Origin of the sequence: Streptomyces sp. NRRL S-1813, from assembly GCF_000719605.1 — a bacterium.
Classification (GTDB): Bacteria; Actinomycetota; Actinomycetes; order Streptomycetales; family Streptomycetaceae; genus Streptomyces; species Streptomyces decoyicus.
Window position 1 is genome coordinate 25,298 of the sequence record NZ_JOHB01000003.1, and the last position, 17,447, is coordinate 42,744.

Here is a 17,447-nt window from a genome sequence, read left to right on the forward strand (position 1 = left end):
TCTCGGCGCGGTCGGTCCGCGGCCCAGGCTACGTCCGGCCCTGCTCCCCGGCGGGACGGCCCCGTGGTCAGCGGTCAGCAGTCGCAGCAGCTACAACCGTCACAGCAGTCGCAACCATCACAGCAGCTGCAACTGTCGCAACAGTCGCAGCAATCGCAGTCCCGACAGCAGCCTTCGCGCTTCTTGCGCGACCACGGGCCCTCGTACTCCTCCGCGCAGCAGAGTTGGCAGGTGCAGCACAGCCCGATGGCGACCGCGCAGCCGGCGAGGAAATTACGAGGCTTCTTCGGCTGGTGCGGGAACTGCGGCATCCCGCCGTTGTCACCGCCGGAGCCGCCACCGTGGCCGCCGCCATGGCCGCCACCCGGACCCATCGGACCGCCGCTGTAAGGGTTCTGGAGCCCGTTCAGATACTGCCCGCCTTGGGCGTACGGGCCACCGGCGGGCGTTTGGCCGGGCTGGGAAGCCTGGCCGTACGGGGAAGGCTGCCCGTACCCGTTCCCGTACGGGTTACCGCCCTGGCCGTCGTACGGGCCCGGCGCTCCGTGCCCCTGGTGGGAGCAGGCGGCCGTACCGAAGGCGCGGTCCACCGACCGGCGCAGTTCGTGCACCAGCAGCACATGCACCAGGGTGGAGTCGGCGAACTCCGCCTCGCGCAGCGCGAGGCGGATGCCGTGCAGTGCGTCGTCACACAGCCGGCGGGCCTGCGCGGGGGTGGCACCTGTGGCGGCGAGCGGATTCCAGGCACCCTCGGCGGCGTCCGCCGCACGGTCCTCCACGGCGTCGAGGAGATGGGCCAGCCGTCCGAAGAGCCGCCCGGCCTCGGCCAGCGGCACGGCGTTGCCCGGCCGGCCCGCCAGCACCGCGGTGTGGGCGAAGGCCGCGGCGGTCGCCGTCTCGGTCGGTTCGGTGATGACCGTCAGCGGTGTGCCGGGGCCGGCCAGCTCCTCGATGCCCAGCTGCCGGTCGACCGCGTCGACGAGTACGGCGGTGTCGAAGCCGACGGTGGCGCCGGTGCGCGCCCCGGCCCGGTCCCATCCCGCGGCGACCTTGCGCGCGGCGGCGGCCACGGGGCGGCGGCGCAGCGCTCCGTTCCCGTCGGCGACATGGTCGCGTATCTTCGCCGAGGCGAGCACGAGGGACACCGATGCCGCGAGGCGTGCGCCCTCCCCCTTCGCCACCGAGGCGGTGCGCATACCCCGCAGCGGGCAGGGCCCCGCGGTGCGGCGGCTGGCCTGCGCGGGGCCGGACTGCGCCTCCGTCAGCACGGAGATGATCAACCCGTCGTAGTTCGTGACGACGCGGGCGAACTGCCCGTGATCGCCGCGCAGCGCGAGACAGAGACCGCACAGATGGGCCATCCACTCCGCTTTGAGTCCTTGGGACAGGCGATGCGTGCATGGCCTGACGATCCCGAACATGTGAAACCCCCGTAAGACGTCGGCGTGGACCGGCTCGGGCCGGCGCTCGCCGGCAGCGGCCGGAAAAATCGTACCGATCGCGCCGCTGACCTGGACACACACCCCTTGTGCGGATCCGCAGATCCGCGAAGCAACTGACGTGCCGTCACCTCGACGGTGCCGGAACGCCGTCGGCCGGGACCGTGCCCGAGGCGGTCCGCCACCCGCCCGGGGGCCGTGCCCTCTTCGGCCGCGTCCCGGTGGCGCGGGCCCGTACACCTCGCCCTCACGGCAGTGCGGCGGTCGCTCCGCCGGGCCAGGGGAAGCGCCGGCGGAGCAACCGCGGGCCCAGGTCCACAGGAAGGCCGGGCCAGGCCGGGAATCGGGGAAAATCCCGCGGCACACCCCTATATACGGACCACGCCCCGGAATGATTCAACCGGCTTCCGGATTCGTCGGAGCACGGTGCGCCGACGCGTCAGACCGCGCCGGGCTCGGCCGGCCCCGCCCCCGGATGGTGGCGCAGACGCGCGGCGAGGACGGCGACATCGTCCTCGGCGTGCAGACCGTCGAGGCGGAGCAGGACCTCGTCGAGCACCTCTGTCACGCCCGCCCCGGCAGGCATCCGCACCCCGGCCAGCCGGGCCAGCGAGGCGTCGATGTCTTCACCGCGCCGCTCGACGAGACCGTCGGTGAACATCAGCAGAGTGTCGGCGGGGGTGAGGGCGCGGGAGACGAGTTCGTAGCCCCCGGCCCCGGTGCCCAGGGGCGGGCCGACGGGGACGTGGACGAGGCCGGCGACGCCCTCACGGCTGAACACCGCCGGAGGGAGGTGGCCCGCGCTGGCGAAGGCGGCGATCCCGCGCGCCGGATCGACCCGGGCCAGCAGACAGGTCGCCGGACGCCGGGACTCGTCCCCGGCCACGGCGGCGTCGAGTTGGCGCAGCACTCGGTGCGGCGGCAGATCGGTCGAGGCGATATAGCGGAGGTGGGAGCGGTAGGCGTTCATGTCGACCGCCGCGTCGAGCCCGTGTCCCATGACGTCGCCCATGACGAGCAGGGTGCGCCCGTAGTGGAGCCGCACCGTCTCGAACCAGTCGCCGCCGACCAGGGCGTGGCCGCCGGAGGGCAGATAGCGGGTGGCGAGTTCGAGGTTGGGGTGCGGCCGGCCGGGCTCCGCGAGGAGCGCCCGTTGCAGGTCCATCGCCGTGCGCTGTACGGCGGCATAGCGGCGGGCCTGGGCGAGCTGGACGGCGGCGAGACGTGCCAGGTACTGCGCGGTGGCGGTCTCATGCGCGGTGAAGCTGCCGCCCGCGCGCAGGGCCAGCAGCACACCGTAGTGGCGGTCGTGCGCGACGAGCGGCACCGACAGTGCCCCGGCGGAGCGGCCGCCCGGCAAGGTGGCCGCCGAGGTGACGGGGTGCCCCTCGTCCAGCGCCCGCAGGGCGGCGGACCCGCCCTCCGGCCCGCCCGGACCCTCGTCCGGGAACCGTGCTTCCAGCACCTTGACCAGGCCCGCCGTCGCCACCCGTCGCAGCGCCGCCGGGGAGCGGGGACGGGTCCCGCTGCCCTCGGTGAGCAGGTCCACCGCGGCGGCGTCACACAGGTGCCGGCACATGAAGCGGGACAGTTCGGCGCACGTGGTCTGCTCGTCCGAAGTGGTGCCGATCTGCTCGGCGGCTTCCTCCGTCGCGCGCAGACGGGCCAGTAGGCGGTCATGATCGGCTTCCGGATCCGCATCCGAGCCATCCCGGTTCGACAAGGTCACCTCCAGGGCGCTGCGGCCCGCTTCCGGTGCGGCCCCGGCCATGATCCGCCGCCCCGGCCCCGGGCGGCCCCACGGCCCGCCGCGGCCGGGGCGCCGGTCCTCCGTGCGGCGGAGGCCACGGCCCGTCGGCACCCTCCCGCGGAGGTCAGCTGAGTACGCCCATGCCCAGCAGGCCGAAGAGAAGTGCGCCGACGAGGATCCGGTAGATCACAAAGGAGTTGAAGGAGTGCTTGGCCACGAACTTCAGCAGCCAGGAGATCGAGGCGTAGGCGACGGCGAAGGAGACGACGGTGCCGATGGCCAGCGGCGCGACGGCGGCACCGCTGCCGACGGCGTCCTTCAGCTCGTAGATACCGGCTCCGGTGAGGGCCGGGATGCCGAGGAAGAAGGAGAGGCGGGTGGCCGCGACGCGCTCCAGGTCCAGGATGAGGGCGGTGGACATCGTCGCGCCGGAGCGGGAGAAGCCGGGGAAGAGGAGGGCGAGGATCTGGGAGCAGCCGACCCACATGGCGTCCTTGAGCGAGGTGTCGTCCTCACCGCGCTTGTGGCGGCCCATCCGGTCGGCCGCCCACATCGCGCCACTGCCGATGATCAGCGAACCGGCCACCACCCAGAGGGAGGCGAGGGGGCCTTCGATCAGCGGCTTGGCGGCCAGGCCGACGACGACGATCGGGATGGTGGCGTAGATCACCCACCAGGCGAACTTGTAGTCGTGGTGGTAGCGCTCCTCGCGATCGCGCAGTCCACGGAACCACGCGCCGACGATGCGCACGATGTCCTTGAAGAAGTAGGCGAGCGCCGCGGCGATCGCGCCGACCTGGATGACGGCCGAGAAGCCGACCACGGTCTTGTCGTCGACGGGGATCCCCATCAGGCCTTCGGCAATCTTGAGATGTCCGGTGGAGGACACCGGAAGGAACTCCGTCACCCCCTCGACGGCTCCGAGGACGACGGCTTGGCCGATGCTGATCGCGCTCATGGATTCCATTTCTGCGGACGGTGTGGCGTGCGGCGCGGGTGCGCCGTGGTGCGTATGCCTCGGCACACAGGTCGGTGCAGCGACTGTACTGGGGGTACGCCGGCCGGCCGAAGCGGCCTCGCGGGCCGCCGCAGCACCGGCCCGGCCGGTCGGAGGGGGACCGTCGCGGGACGCTCGGCCCGGCGAGCCGGGCCGGGGAGACGGCAACTGCCGCGGGCCCGGGTGGCGGAGAGCCGCCGGGATTCGGTACGGATGAACACGGCTGAACAGTGCCCGTGACCGGCGACGTATAGACGAACAGGGTGCGGACACCTGGACACCGGACCATGTCGTCAACCCCACGCCTTGTAGGGTCCTTCACTCGTCCCGCACCCCATCCACATAAGGAGCCAGGATGCCGCTTGCCATGCCTGTCACGGTTGTTGCCCCCACCACCACAGGGAGAAGGTCCCGGCGGCCCACCGACCGCTGGGAGGCCGTGTCGTGACACCTCCTCTCCGCTCCGCCTCCCCGCAGGACACCGCTCGGCCGCCCTCCGCCGAACGGCCCGCCGTCGCCGCGCGCTCCCCCGCCACCGTGGCCAAGTCGGGGCCGCCGGCCCCGGGAAAGCCCCGCGACGCGTTCTTCGACAACGCCAAATACCTGGCGATCGTGCTGGTGGCACTGGGCCACGCCTGGGAGCCGCTCTACGCGGGCAGCCGCAGTGCGGCCGCGCTCTACATCTTCGTCTACGCGTTCCACATGCCGGCCTTCATCGTCATATCCGGCTATTTCTCCCGCAGTTTCGATATGCGCCGCGACCGGCTACAGCGGCTGGTCACCGGAGTCGCCGTCCCGTTCATCCTCTTCCAGACGGCCTATGCGCTGTTCCGGTACTGGGCCGGCGACATACCGAGCTTCACGGTCGACCTGCTGGACCCGTGGTTCGTCACCTGGTTCCTGGCCGCCCTGTTCATCTGGCGGCTCACCGCACCGCTGTGGCGGATCGTACGGTGGCCGGTGCCGCTGGCCCTCGCGATCGCCCTGTCGGCCTCCGTGTCCCCGGAGATCAGCAGCGACCTGGACATGCAACGGGTCCTGCAATTCCTGCCGTTCTTCGTCCTCGGCATGTGCCTGAAGGCGGAGCACTTCAACCTCGTGCGCTGCTGGGCGGCGCGCATTGCCGCGGTGCCCGTCCTCATGGCCGCGCTGGCCTTCGCGTACTGGGCCGAGCCGCGCATGAACGACGCATGGTTCTACCACACCGACAGCGCCCAGAAGCTGGGGGTTCCGTGGTGGTGCGGGGTGCTGATGCAACTGGCCATGTTCGGCTGCTCGCTGGTCCTCACGGCCTGTTTCCTGGCCTGGGTGCCGGGCCGCCGGACGTGGTGCACCGTACTCGGCGCCGGCACGCTCTACGGCTATCTGCTGCACGCCTTCCTCGCCAAGGCCTCCCGCTGGTGGGACTGGTACGACGCCGCCTGGGTCCACACCCCGTGGGGTGCCGTCGCCATCACGCTCCTCGCCGGGGCGATCGTGACGCTGCTGTGCACACCGCCGGTCCAACGTGCCCTGCGCTTTGCCATGGAACCGAAGATGAAGTGGGCCTTCAGAGAGGAACCCTCCCCCGGTGCGCCGCGAGGCCGTGCGACATGACGACACCGGGGCCCGGGTGACCGTGGCCGTTGCCGTGGCGGCGGCAGCACTCCGGCCGCCGCCCGGCTCGGCACACCCGGAGACCGGGAGCCCCATGCCTGCACCACTGCCTCACCGTCTACACCACGTGTAGACATCTTCCGGCGGCACCGCTTCCACCACGGCCCCGATCGCCCTGCCGGATAGCATCAGTACTGTGGGCACGGCTCATACGCGCGGTGGTGGCTCACCTTGGGCCGATCGGATGCTTGACGTGACGTGATCGGAAGTGCCTGCGAGATGGCCAGCAGCCCTATGAGCCCAGGCCACCCGGACCCGGCAGAGGCACCGATCATGGATCCAGCTGCGGCGGCACCGCCACCCCCGACCGGAATCAGCCTGCGCCAGCTGCTGTTGTCGCTGGGCGAGCCCCTGGTGGAACTCCAGGCCGCACCCGCCGGACTGGACGTGGAAATCCGCAGCGTCGCGCTGCTGGACCCGGAGGATCCGCCGATCACCCACCCCGGTGAGCTGGTCCTCGCGATAGGGGCACGTGGCCGTGCCGCATTCCCCGCGCTGCGGGCCGGCGGCCGCGACGGAGCCGCCGCCGTCGCGGTCAAGCTGGACACTCCCGGACAGGCCGAGGCGCTCAGCGCGACCGCCGCCGAGGCGGGCATCGCCCTGCTGTCCGTACGGAGCGAGGCGCGCTGGGAGCAGGTGGACGCGCTGGCCCGCGCGGCGCTGGAGAGCCTGCCGCAGGGGCGCCCCGGCGAGGCGCCCGAGGAGGGCGATCTCTTCTCGCTGGCCCAGACCACCGCGATCCTCACCGGCGGCATCGTCAGCATCGAGGACACCGCCAACCGCGTGCTGGCCTACTCCCGCTCCGCCGACTCCGACGAGGTCGACGATCTGCGGCGGCTGTCCATCCTGGGCTGGCAGGGTCCGGAGGCCTATCTGGCGCGGCTGCGGAAGTGGGGCGTGTTCCAGCGGCTGCGCGCCTCCGACGAGGTGATCCGCATCGAGGCCCACGCCGAGCTGGGCATCCGCCGCCGGCTCGCGGTGGCCATCCGGTCCGGCGAACGGCAGCTGGGCACCATCTGGGTACAGGAGGGCTCGGCGCCGCTGACCGAGCAGTCGGACCAGGCGCTGCTGGGCGCGGCCCGGGTCGCTGCGCTCCACCTCGTACGCCGACGCCGCGAGCTCTCCGCGGATCTGACGCTGACCCGCACGCTCGCGGCCGGGCTGCTGGAAGGCAGTACCGGGCCCCAGCCGCTGGCCGGCCACCTCGCCCTGGACGCGGCCCGCCCGGCCGCCGTCCTGGGCTTCTCGTACGGGGCCACCACCGAGGCCACCCTGCCGGAGCTGACCCGCGCCGAGGTCAGCAACCTGATCTCGGTGCACACCGCCGCACGGCACCGCAGCGCCCTGGTCACCCAGATCGACTCGCGGATCTATGTGCTGCTGCCGCAGCTGCCGCGCAGCATCGACGTCGGCACGCTGCGCGGCTGGGGACAGGCGATCACCGAGGCCGCCCGACGGCACCTGGGCCTGTCGTTGCGCGGATCCGTCGGCTGCATCGTGCCGGGGCTCGGCGAGGTTCCCGAATCGCGCCGGGAGGCGGACCGGATCCTCGACGCCATGGTGGGTGCCGGCGTCACCACCACGGTCGCCGCGCTGCCGGACATCCAGGCCGAGGTGCTCGTCAGCGAAGTGCTGACGCTGCTCTCCGCGCACCCCGAGATGCGCGACCCCCGGCTGACCGCTCTGGTCACTCACGACAGCCGCAGCCAGGGGCAGTTGGCCGAGTCCGTCCTCGCCTATCTGAACTCCTTCGGCGATGTCCGGGCCGCGGCCGCCGAACTGCATGTGCACCCCAACACGCTGCGCTACCGGATCCGCCGGGCCGAGGAGTTGACCGGTCTCGACCTCAGCCGTCCGGATCAGCGGCTGCTGGCCATGCTCCAGCTGCGGCTGCCGCCCGCCCCCTGAACCGGAGCGCGGCGCCCGGCGGCGCGGTCGGCGGCCCGCATCGGCCCTCTGGCCGAGGATGCACGGCATCCCCCGCCGTCTCCCCGTAGAGCCGGCACCCGCAGCCCGGACCGCACGGACCGCCATTGGTCCACGATTCTCCTAAACTGGGCGATATTGCTCCATTGAGCTGACGGGCTGGCGATGATGACCTCGGAGAATGCCCTCCCGGGCGGGTCGGACCGCGCATGGGACATGGCGCAGTCCGCGACGGCCGAAGTGGACGGACAGGGGCTGATCGTGGCCTGGACCCGGGCGGCGGAGCGGCTGCTCGGCTATCCGGCCGAGGAGGTCCTCCGCAGGCCCGCGGCGAAGCTGCTGGCGATGCCCGGCGACGAGGCCCGGGTGGCCGCCGTGGCCCGGTGGTGCCGGTCGGGGGACGGCTGGGGCGGATCGGTGGCGGTGCGCCACCGGGACGGCCGGGATCTCCAGCTGGCGGTGCAGGTCACGCCCCTGCTCGACGGCTCCGGCCAGGAACGGTGGTCCGTCCTCGCCCTGGAGGAGTGGCGGATGCCGGGCGGCGGCGTGAACCAGCTGATGCTCGAACCGTTCCTGGCGCATGCACCGGTCGGCATGGCGGTGCTGGACACCGGTCTGCGCTACGTCTGGGTGAATGACGTGCTGGAGCGCCTGGTCCCCCTCGACCGGCGGCTGGGGAAACGGGTGACGGAGGTGCTGCCGAAGCTGGAGGCCGAGGCGTTCGAGGAGCGGATGCAGCGGGTCCTGAAGAGCGGGGCGCCGGTGCTGGACTACGAATTCCGCAGCCCCACCTACGCGGACCCCCACCAGGAGCGCGCCTACTCGGCGTCCTTCTTCGTGCTGGAGGACCCCCGGGGCCGTCGTATCGGCGTCTGGTACATGGTCATCGACGTCACCGAACGCTGGCGGGCCCAGGAGCGCCTGGCCCTGCTGAACGACGCCAGCGTGCGCATCGGCAGCACGCTGGACGTCACCCGCACCGCCCAGGAGCTGGCCGATGTCGCCGTGCCGGCGCTCGCCGACTTCGTCGCCGTCGACCTGCTGGATTCGGTTCTGAGGGGTGCGGAGCCGGTCCCCGGGCCGGTCGACAGCACACCCACCATGCGCCGCTCCGGTCAGCAGTCGGTCCACGAGGGCTGCCCGGAAGCCGGCCTGGCCGTCGGGGAAGCCGTCCAGCGTCCCCCGTCGTCGCCCATCGCCCGCTGTCTGCTCAAGGGCGAGTCCCTGGTGGAACCGGTCCTGGACTTCGCCACCAGCTCCTGGGTCACCGAGGACCCGGTCCGGGCCGCCGTGATCCGCGCCTTCGGATTCCGCTCGGTGATGGTGGCACCGGTGCAGGCCCGGGGCATCACCCTGGGCGCGGCGACCTTCTTCCGCTCCCGCCGCCTGGGGCCCTTCGTGGCGGACGACGTCCAGCTCGCCGAGGAGCTCGTCGCCAGGGCCGCGGTGTGTGTCGACAACGCGCGCCGCTTCACCCGCGAGCACACCGCGGCCCGGGTCATGCAGCAGAACCTGCTGCCGCACGAGCTGACCGGCGGATCCGCGCTGGAGGTGGCGTCGTGGTACTTCCCGGCGGATGCCCCCAGCGGTGTGGGCGGCGACTGGTTCGATGTGATCCCGCTGTCCGGGGCGCGGGTCGCCCTGGTCGTCGGGGACGTGGTCGGACACGGCATCAACGCCGCGGCCACCATGGGGCGGCTGCGTACCGCCGTACGCACCCTGGCCAACCTGGATCTGCCGCCCGATGAACTGCTGGCCCGCCTGGACGACCTGGTCATCGGCCTGGTGAAGACGCACCGCACCGATCCGCCGGCGGACGCCGGGAATCCGAGCGTGGCCTCGACGTTCATGGGGGCCACCTGCCTGTACGCCGTGTACGACCCGGTCAGCAGGCGGTGCAGTCTGGCGCGGGCCAGTCATCTGCCACCGCTGATCGTCGGTCCCGACGGCGCGGTGGAGTGCCCCGACGTGCCTGCCGGGCCGCCGCTCGGCCTCGGGACGCTGCCCTTTGAATCCGTTGAACTGGAACTGGCCGAGGGCAGTCTGATCGCGCTCTACACCAACGGGCTGATCGAGACCTGTGACCGGGACATCGGCGTCGGGCTGTCCCGGCTGAGCGGCGCCCTCGCGGTGCCCGGCCAGACGCTCAAGGAGGTCGGCGGGAATGTGGTCAAGGCTCTGATGACCGGCCCGCCGTCCGATGACGCCGCGCTGCTCCTCGCCCGCACGCACGCCCTGGACGCGCATCAGGTCGCCTCCTGGGACCTGTCCACCGACCCGGCCGTGGTCGGCAGCGCCCGTGCCCTGGCCGGGCAGCAGCTGTCGGAGTGGGGCCTGGACGAGCTGCTGTTCACCACGGAGCTGATCGTCAGCGAACTGGTCACCAACGCCATCCGCCACGGCACCGGACCGATCACCCTGCGCCTGATCCGGCAGGACGCCCTGATCTGCGAGGTCTCCGACGCCAGCAGCACCTCGCCGCGGCTGCGCCACGCCCGGACCACCGACGAGGGCGGGCGCGGGCTGTTCATCGTCGCGCAGCTCACCCGGCGGTGGGGCACCCGCTACACACCGGTCGGCAAGATCATCTGGACCGAGCAGAGCATGCCGTCCGACACCGGCCCCTCCGGCGAAGCGGACTGAGCGCGGAGCGAACGCGGACCGGGCGGACGCCTCCGGGGCGCCGTCCTCAGTCCGCCCCGAGGACGCTCCGGACGCTGTCGCGCTCGCCCCCGCCGGGCACATGGCCGCAGTCGTCCCCGGCCGCGACGGGCCGGCCGACGAGACCGTGCCCCGGCAGGTCGACATAGTCGCAGTCGGTGTCGGCCACGACGCGCCGAGGTGACGCACCGGACGGGCAGGCCGTCAGATGGGCGGTCACATAGGCCGCGCTGGTCCGGGTGATATCGCGGGTCAGCCCGAGGGGAAGCAGCGAGCGGGTCCCGGCAATCGCCTCGTCCTCCCCGGCGCGCAGCACCACCCGGATGTCCGGGGCCACACCGTGGGCGGCGACCGCGACGGCGATGTTGTCCAGTTCATGGGAGCCGACGGCGGCGAGCGCCCGCGCCCGCCCCAGCCCGAGCCGCGCGAGCACCGCCCGGTCCTCACCGTGCGCCAGCACCACGGGTATCCCCATCGACCGGGCGAGGCGCAGATTCGGAGCGGCGGGCTCGCGCTCGACGCCGACGACCGGGACCCCCAGCTGACGCAGCGTCTGGCACAACCGCAGCCCCACCTGCCCCAGCCCCACCACGATGACGTGACCGGACCGGGGCAGCACCCGCGGTCCCAGGACGCCTACCAGCCGAGGGCCGATCAGCCGGTCGACGATGCCCGCGGTCAGCAGCGCGGTGAATCCCACCGTCACCAGCATCGCCACCGCGGACACCACCTCGTACACGGGGTGGCCGGGGTGCGGCGCGGCCGGTCCCACCCCGGCGACGACCCGGGCGGCTTCCAGGAAGGCGGTGCTGACCGGCTCGTGGAACACACCGACCAGCCACACCCAGTCCGCCACCAGTACGGCCACGATGCCCAGCAGTCCGATGAGCAGCAGCCGGGCGTCCGCATCATGCGGCTGCAACTGACCTCGCAGCCGTCCGAGCAGCGCGCGCCGCCGGGCGCCCGTACTCGCCCGCCACGCCGTCTCCTCCAGCCGGCCGTCCGGCCGCCGGACCGCCACCGCGCCGTGCCCGTCGTGCCACACGGCCAGGGCGTCGGGGTCCACACACAGGCCGGCCAGCGTCGGCGCCAGGAGGTCGGCGGGCGAGACCGGCACACAGTGGTGCAGCAGCAGCCGGAGCTGCTGCGCGACGGTGCGGTCGAAGACGGTGACGACGATCCGGACGGTGTCGCAGACATGCCGGACCGCAAGGGCATAGCGCAGCGCGGACAGATCGTCGCCCACCAGGACGGCCACACCGGCCGGCCGCGCGGCGAGGGCCCGGCGGAGGTCCTGGTCGTCCGGTGCGGCGAGGTGGTCGACCGGATGCCCGCTCTCCCCCAGGGAGGCGCAGACCCGGCGCGCCAGCGTCGTCGCCCCGATCACCACCATCCCGGCGTCCTGGCCCACCGGGCCCGTGGCCGGATCCAGCCCGGTCGCTTCGGCCTCGTCCACCGGATACTCCGGCGGATCCGCCACCGCGGCGTCACCCCTTCCGTCACCTGGTGTTGCCTCCCCCGACCCGGTGCCGTCGCCCGGCACCGATGGTGTGGACGGCGGAGCGTGCCCCGGGGCGGTGCGGGTCTGTCGGGCGGAGGGAAGGGTGGCCATGGAGTCCCCTTGCTCGTCGGCCGGTGAACTGGCCGAACTCACGCTAGGGCGCCCACGTCCCGAGGCATCTGTGCCGGTGACCAAGGGTTCGCCGGCGCCGTTGTCCGCCCGCACCAGCAGCCGCCCGGACGCCTGCCGGAACGGGCCCGGAGAGCAGCCACCGGACCTCCGCCACCTCACGTTCCCCGAACGCGAGCCCTTTTTCCGCCAATCTTCATTGGCCGGACGTACAGCTCTCGGAGGGGAATTTGTCCTCTCTCACAAATACGCCACCGCGCACCGCCACATACGCTTACGCAAATCCCAATCCGGACGTGATGCGGCTCACCTCTCACGAGGAGGGCGGGCCACAGCGCGGAGGCGCGATCAGTGCTCCCCCACCCGCGCAAAGGCATCCGAAGGCAACGGCCCGCTCGCCGAGCCTTCGCACGTCGTCAGGGCCATGATCGCCGCCTGCCGGCTCCGGCCCTCACGTGCGTCCGGCCACCGAGGCGATCCCAGCAGTCACCACATGCATGACCCCTCCAACCCTCAATGGATGTCGAGATGACTACACCTCCCCCCAGCCCCGTGGCCGCTCCGCCCGCACCGCCCGGGAACGGGCAGGCTCCGGAGCAGTCAGGGCTTCAGTCGGGCCTCAAGAACCGCCATCTGTCCATGATCGCCGTGGGTGGGGTCATCGGCGCCGGTCTCTTCGTCGGCTCCGCCTCCGGTATCACCGCGGCCGGCCCCGGCATCCTGCTGTCGTACGCCCTGGTGGGCGCGCTGGTCGTGTTCGTGATGCGGATGCTCGGTGAGATGGCGGCCGCCAACCCGACCTCCGGCTCGTTCTCCGCCTACGCGGACCGGGCGCTCGGCCGCTGGGCCGGTTTCTCCATCGGCTGGCTGTACTGGTTCTTCTGGGTCGTGGTGCTCGCCGTGGAGGCGACCGCCGGTGCGGCGATCCTCACCAGCTGGGTCCCGGCCGTCCCGCAGTGGGCCTGGGCGCTGATCGTGATGGTCGTCCTCACCGCCACCAACCTCGCCTCCGTCGCCTCGTTCGGCGAGTTCGAGTTCTGGTTCGCGGGCATCAAGGTCGTCGCCATCGCGGCCTTCATCGTCCTCGGCGGTCTGGCGATCTTCGGTGTACTGCCCGGCTCCGACAACGCGGCAACCGGCTTCGCCAACCTCACCTCCCATGGCGGGTTCCTGCCGAACGGGCCCAGCGCGATCCTCACCGGTGTGCTGATGGTCGTCTTCTCCTTCATGGGCAGCGAGATCGTCACCCTTGCCGCCGGTGAGTCCGAGGACCCGCAGCGCGCGGTCACCAAGGCCACCAAGAGCGTCATCTGGCGAGTCGGCATCTTCTACCTCGGCTCGATCCTCGTCATCGTCTCCCTGCTGCCGTGGAACGACCCCTCGATAACCAAGAAGGGCTCGTACGTCGCGGCCCTCGACTCCATCGGCATCCCGCACGCCGGCCAGATCATGAACGTCATCGTGCTGACCGCCGTGCTCTCCTGCCTGAACTCCGGCCTCTACACCGCCTCCCGGATGGCCTTCTCCCTCGGCCAGCGCGGCGACGCCCCGAAGGCCTTCGCCCGGACGAACTCGCGCGGCGTCCCGCAGGCCGCGATCCTCGCCTCGGTCCTCTTCGGCTTCGTCGCGGTCGGCTTCAACTACCTGTGGCCGGACACCGTCTTCCAGTTCCTGCTGAACTCCTCGGGCGCGGTCGCACTCTTCGTCTGGCTGGTCATCTGCTTCTCGCAGCTGCGGATGCGCGGGATCATCCTGCGCGAGAACCCCGACAAGCTGGTCGTCCGGATGTGGCTGTTCCCGTACCTGACCTGGGCGACCATCGCGATGATCTCGTTCGTGCTGGTCTACATGCTCACCGACGACAGCGAGGGCGGCGGCCGGATCCAGGTGCTGCTGTCGGTGCTCCTCGCCGTGCTGGTGGTCGGGATCTCCCTGGTCCGCGACCGGCTCGGCCGCGGCACCGCCGAGAAGGCAGCCGTCACCTCCCGCTAGCCGGCGGACCTGCCGTACGGCCACCGGACGGTGTGCCGTACGGTCGGCGGTGTGCCCTGCACCGCTGGCCGTACGGCACACCGGCAGTATCACCGCCCGACCAGCGCGCAGTGCTCCGCAGCTGCGCCCACGAGCCCACCACCGGAAGGCCGCCGAACAACATGCCCGTCTTCAGACGCCGCAAAGGCAGCCTTCCCCGCCTGGTCCCCGAGCTCGATGACGTCACCCTGGGCCGGGTCCGGCGACGGGTCGAGACATGCTGGTCCCGCGGTTCCCTGGACACCGCCGTCATGGCCCTGATGGCGGATGTGATCGACGAGGCCGGCCAGGACTGGGACCGCAAGGCCCACCGCCTGGCGGTGCTCGCCGGGTCCGCCGGGCGGTCGCTGCCCGGTATCTGGCGGCAGCACAGCCCCAAGGACCACGGCGCCTTGCTGCTGCACGCCTGGTCGGACCTGATCCAGGCCCGGCAGCAGGAATCCGCCGTCGATCTGCACGCCACCCGCGAGACCTGCCGGCTCGCGGCCGAGCTGCTCCCCGCCGACCCCACGCCGTGGACCCTGTACCTGGCCACGCTGCGCCTGGAGCGGAGCCCCTCCACCGAGCTGGCAGCGATCTGGCGCGAGATCAAGGCCCGCGACCCCTGGAACCGCGAGGCGCATCTCCAGGCCCTGGGCTATCTGTCACCGGACGAGTGCGGCTCCAGCGCCCTGGTGCTGGATCTGCTCGACGGTGTCCGCTCCCTGATGCCGCCCGATGCCCCGGCCGCCGGCCTGGAGCTCACCGCGCTCGTCCACGGCCATCAGCGAGCGGTCGCCGGCGGCGGGATGACGGCCCTGGGCGCCGGCGAGATCTGGCGGCGCCCCGACGCCGCCAGGGCACTCGACCAGGCCGCGCACTACTGGCCGAGCCCGGGGTTCCTCCACCACGCGGCGGCCCTGGCCGATCTCAATCTGCTGGCCTACGCCCTGCTCAAGGCCGGCCGGACGGCCGAGGCCGGGACCGTACTGCACGCCACCGGAGGCGTGGCGACGCCCTGGCCATGGGGCATGGACGGCGAGCCGCTGGAGCGGTACTCGCACTTCCACGGCCGTTATGCGAGCGGTGACCCCGACGACGGCGGCGCGGGGCGTGCCGCTTCCCGGCGGCGTTGACGGCCGGAGCGGGCCGACCGGCGAACGGGCCGCGCCCCTGGTGCGTGTGTGCGAGGGCCGGAGCGTGTGTGCGATGAGATAGCCGGAACGGGTGGTTTTGTCGCCTCTTGCGGCGGATCGGGAGTGTCCCGACATCTTCCAGGGGATTTCCTCCTCGAAGAAGGTTGGGAGATTCGCATGCGCAACACCGTCAGCACAGGCCGCGCCGCGGCAACTGGCGGCTGGCGCGTGCTGGTGTTCGTCGCGTTGCTGGCCCTGCTGCACGCCGCACTCACCCCGAGCTCCCCCCATGGTCCGGGCCCCAATGCCCACGGCTGCCCGCCCCGGGCCGACGCTCCCGCCGTACCGGGCCCGGCCGCGGGGCCCTGTCTCTCCGCGGGTCCGGTGCTGGCGTCGACCGGAGGCAGCGGAAAGCACCCCGGCAGCGGCGTCCGTCGCCTGTGCGACGCGTCGGCCTGTCATCTGCGCCATCAGGTCCCGACCGGGTCCGGTGGCAAGGCTCTGGGGGACTCCCCCGTCGAGCAGACCATCACCGCGTCCGAGGACGTGTCTTCCGGGGCCGCCGTCACGACCGCCGCCCCCGCATCGCCACCACGCATGGCCGTCCTGCGCTGCTGAGCCGACCCGGCCGCCTTCGCCGACCCCCTCCCGTAACGGGACCGTGGGGCGATCGCGGCCTGCCGTCATCAGCTCTCGGCACTTCCACCGCAGGAGATTCGGCATGCCCCTCGACGTCTTTGCCGCTCTTGGCGCGCTCGTCCGCGCCGAGCTCGTACGCAACAAGCCGCAGCCCCCGCGCACACCCGCCGACGAGGCCGTCCCGCAGCAGCCGGCCATCCCGGCGCCCCCGCCGCCGGCCGATCCGCCGCCGACCGAGCCGCCGCCGGCCACCGCCCCCGCCGCGGCCCCGCCCCCCGCCCGGCCGGGCCTGTTCTCCAGGATCATCCGGAAGCTGGCCGCGCTCTTCAGGTAGGACGGATGCGCCCTGCGCACCGCCCGGCCACCAGCGGCCCGCCCGTGCCCGAGGCACGCCCGTACGGCACGCCGCACGGCACGGCCTCCGGAGCGCCGACGGGCCCCGCCGCACCGCTTGTGGGTCTCTCCGGTGGACGCCACCCTGGGGACATGGCCCCCGTTGCAGGCCCGGACCCGGTGTCCGGCTGGGCCGTCCGGCGTCCCGGCCCGATGGCTTCCGGGCCGCTGGCCCCTATCCGCCGTCCCGCTCCCGAGCCGGGCCCCGATGACCTGTTGCTCACGGTGGAGGCCTGCGGGGTGTGCCGTACGGATCTGCATCTGGCGGAGGGGGACCTGCCCCCGCACCGGCCGGCGACCGTACCGGGCCATGAGATCGTCGGCCGCGTGGTCGCCACCGGCGAGGCGGTGACGGCGTTCCGCACCGGCGACCGGGCCGGCGGGGCCTGGCTGCGCAGCACCTGCGGCAGCTGCCGGTATTGCCGTGCGGGCCACGAGAACCTCTGTCCGGAGTCCCTGTACACCGGCTGGGACGCCGACGGCGGATTCGCCGATGCCGCCCTCGTCCCCGCGGACTACGCCTACCCGCTTCCGGACGGCCAGGACGCCACCCTGCTGGCGCCGCTGCTGTGCGCCGGGATCATCGGCTACCGCGCGCTGCGCCGCAGTGCACTGCCGTCCGGCGGCAGGCTGGGGATCTACGGGTTCGGCGCCTCGGCGCATCTGGCCGCGCAGGTCGCACTGGCAGAAGGCGCGACCGTGCATGTGCTGACGCGATCCTCGCGCGCCCGTCAACTCGCCCTCGATCTGGGCGCATCCTCGGCCGGCGGCGCCTACGACCGCCCTCCCGAACCGCTGGACTCGGCGATCCTCTTCGCGCCCGTGGGCGATCTGGTGCCGGTGGCGCTGGAGGCCCTCGACCGCTCGGGCACACTCGCCGTTGCCGGTATCCATCTCACCGACATCCCCCCGCTCCACTATCAGCGCCACCTCTTCCACGAGCGGAATCTGCGCAGCGTGACCGCCAACACCCGCCAGGACGGCCGCGAGTTCCTGGCCACCGCGGCGCGGATCGGCATCCGGGTCACCGTCAGCCCCTACCCGTTGAGCCGCGCCCCGCAGGCGCTCGCGGACCTGGCCGCCGACCGGGTCGAGGGGGCCGCCGTCCTGACACCGGGCTGACCGGCACGACGGCGGCCGTCGCGGCGGCGTGGCCGTCGAGCCGCCACGCCGCGAGCGGGAAGTGCGGGATGTGCGGGCAGTGCAGGAA

The 17,447-nt window shown here is 72.5% G+C and carries 12 protein-coding genes; 8 read left to right on the top strand and 4 right to left on the bottom strand.

Annotated features, from left to right (window positions below):
* Nucleotides 1-74: 74 nt before the first annotated feature.
* The 3 genes from IF67_RS0107260 to IF67_RS0107270 form a co-directional block, all read right to left on the bottom strand.
* Complete coding sequence (locus IF67_RS0107260) at nt 75-1,421, bottom strand: DUF5685 family protein (RefSeq protein ID WP_030983276.1); 1,347 nt, start codon at nt 1,419-1,421, stop codon at nt 75-77.
* Nucleotides 1,422-1,878: 457 nt separating this feature from the next.
* A complete protein-coding gene (locus IF67_RS0107265; RefSeq protein ID WP_051817802.1) occupies nt 1,879-3,162 on the bottom strand; it encodes a PP2C family protein-serine/threonine phosphatase in 1,284 nt (427 codons plus the stop codon).
* Between the two features lie 151 nt (nt 3,163-3,313).
* On the bottom strand, nt 3,314-4,147 hold the full coding sequence (locus tag IF67_RS0107270; RefSeq protein ID WP_030983279.1) for an undecaprenyl-diphosphate phosphatase: 834 nt from the start codon (nt 4,145-4,147) through the stop codon (nt 3,314-3,316).
* 483 nt (nt 4,148-4,630) lie between these two features.
* Between IF67_RS0107270 and IF67_RS0107275 the strand changes: the two genes are divergently transcribed.
* The 3 genes from IF67_RS0107275 to IF67_RS0107285 all read left to right on the top strand — a co-directional run bounded on the left by IF67_RS0107275 (nt 4,631) and on the right by IF67_RS0107285 (nt 10,411).
* Nucleotides 4,631-5,782: an acyltransferase family protein gene (locus IF67_RS0107275; protein WP_030983281.1), complete on the top strand. Its 1,152-nt coding sequence runs from the start codon at nt 4,631-4,633 to the stop codon at nt 5,780-5,782.
* 333 nt (nt 5,783-6,115) lie between these two features.
* The gene (locus IF67_RS0107280) at nt 6,116-7,750 is read left to right on the top strand and encodes a helix-turn-helix domain-containing protein (RefSeq protein WP_051817748.1); all 1,635 of its coding nucleotides are present in this window, start codon (nt 6,116-6,118) and stop codon (nt 7,748-7,750) included.
* A gap of 183 nt (nt 7,751-7,933) precedes the next feature.
* The gene (locus IF67_RS0107285; RefSeq protein WP_030983285.1) at nt 7,934-10,411 is read left to right on the top strand and encodes a SpoIIE family protein phosphatase; all 2,478 of its coding nucleotides are present in this window, start codon (nt 7,934-7,936) and stop codon (nt 10,409-10,411) included.
* A 46-nt stretch (nt 10,412-10,457) separates the two neighbouring features.
* Here the strand turns inward: IF67_RS0107285 and IF67_RS0107290 are convergent, their stop codons facing one another.
* Nucleotides 10,458-11,909 (bottom strand): NAD-binding protein, encoded by a 1,452-nt coding sequence (locus IF67_RS0107290; protein WP_234341007.1) that lies wholly within the window; start codon nt 11,907-11,909, stop codon nt 10,458-10,460.
* A gap of 678 nt (nt 11,910-12,587) precedes the next feature.
* On the opposite strand from IF67_RS0107290, the gene IF67_RS0107295 reads away from it, so the two are divergent.
* The 5 genes from IF67_RS0107295 to IF67_RS0107315 all read left to right on the top strand — a co-directional run bounded on the left by IF67_RS0107295 (nt 12,588) and on the right by IF67_RS0107315 (nt 17,359).
* On the top strand, nt 12,588-14,051 hold the full coding sequence (locus IF67_RS0107295; RefSeq protein WP_037839001.1) for an amino acid permease: 1,464 nt from the start codon (nt 12,588-12,590) through the stop codon (nt 14,049-14,051).
* A 161-nt stretch (nt 14,052-14,212) separates the two neighbouring features.
* Nucleotides 14,213-15,205 (top strand): hypothetical protein, encoded by a 993-nt coding sequence (locus IF67_RS0107300; RefSeq protein ID WP_037838968.1) that lies wholly within the window; start codon nt 14,213-14,215, stop codon nt 15,203-15,205.
* A 177-nt stretch (nt 15,206-15,382) separates the two neighbouring features.
* The gene (locus IF67_RS0107305; protein WP_030983291.1) at nt 15,383-15,823 is read left to right on the top strand and encodes a hypothetical protein; all 441 of its coding nucleotides are present in this window, start codon (nt 15,383-15,385) and stop codon (nt 15,821-15,823) included.
* Nucleotides 15,824-15,926: 103 nt separating this feature from the next.
* Nucleotides 15,927-16,178, top strand: a complete 252-nt coding sequence (locus tag IF67_RS0107310) for a hypothetical protein (protein ID WP_030983293.1) — start codon at nt 15,927-15,929, stop codon at nt 16,176-16,178.
* 152 nt (nt 16,179-16,330) lie between these two features.
* The gene (locus tag IF67_RS0107315; RefSeq protein WP_037838970.1) at nt 16,331-17,359 is read left to right on the top strand and encodes a zinc-dependent alcohol dehydrogenase family protein; all 1,029 of its coding nucleotides are present in this window, start codon (nt 16,331-16,333) and stop codon (nt 17,357-17,359) included.
* Nucleotides 17,360-17,447 lie beyond the last annotated feature (88 nt).

Bases quoted from the DNA above. Each gene is read 5' to 3' on its own strand.
- IF67_RS0107260 (WP_030983276.1), bottom strand. From the start codon at position 1,421: ATGTTCGGGATCGTCAGGCCATGCACGCATCGCCTGTCCCAAGGACTC.
- IF67_RS0107280 (WP_051817748.1), top strand. From the start codon at position 6,116: ATGGATCCAGCTGCGGCGGCACCGCCACCCCCGACCGGAATCAGCCTG.
- IF67_RS0107305 (WP_030983291.1), top strand. From the start codon at position 15,383: ATGCGCAACACCGTCAGCACAGGCCGCGCCGCGGCAACTGGCGGCTGG.
- IF67_RS0107270 (WP_030983279.1), bottom strand. From the start codon at position 4,147: ATGAGCGCGATCAGCATCGGCCAAGCCGTCGTCCTCGGAGCCGTCGAG.
- IF67_RS0107285 (WP_030983285.1), top strand. From the start codon at position 7,934: ATGATGACCTCGGAGAATGCCCTCCCGGGCGGGTCGGACCGCGCATGG.
- IF67_RS0107300 (WP_037838968.1), top strand. From the start codon at position 14,213: ATGCCCGTCTTCAGACGCCGCAAAGGCAGCCTTCCCCGCCTGGTCCCC.
- IF67_RS0107315 (WP_037838970.1), top strand. From the start codon at position 16,331: ATGGCCCCCGTTGCAGGCCCGGACCCGGTGTCCGGCTGGGCCGTCCGG.
- IF67_RS0107310 (WP_030983293.1), top strand. From the start codon at position 15,927: ATGCCCCTCGACGTCTTTGCCGCTCTTGGCGCGCTCGTCCGCGCCGAG.
- IF67_RS0107295 (WP_037839001.1), top strand. From the start codon at position 12,588: ATGACTACACCTCCCCCCAGCCCCGTGGCCGCTCCGCCCGCACCGCCC.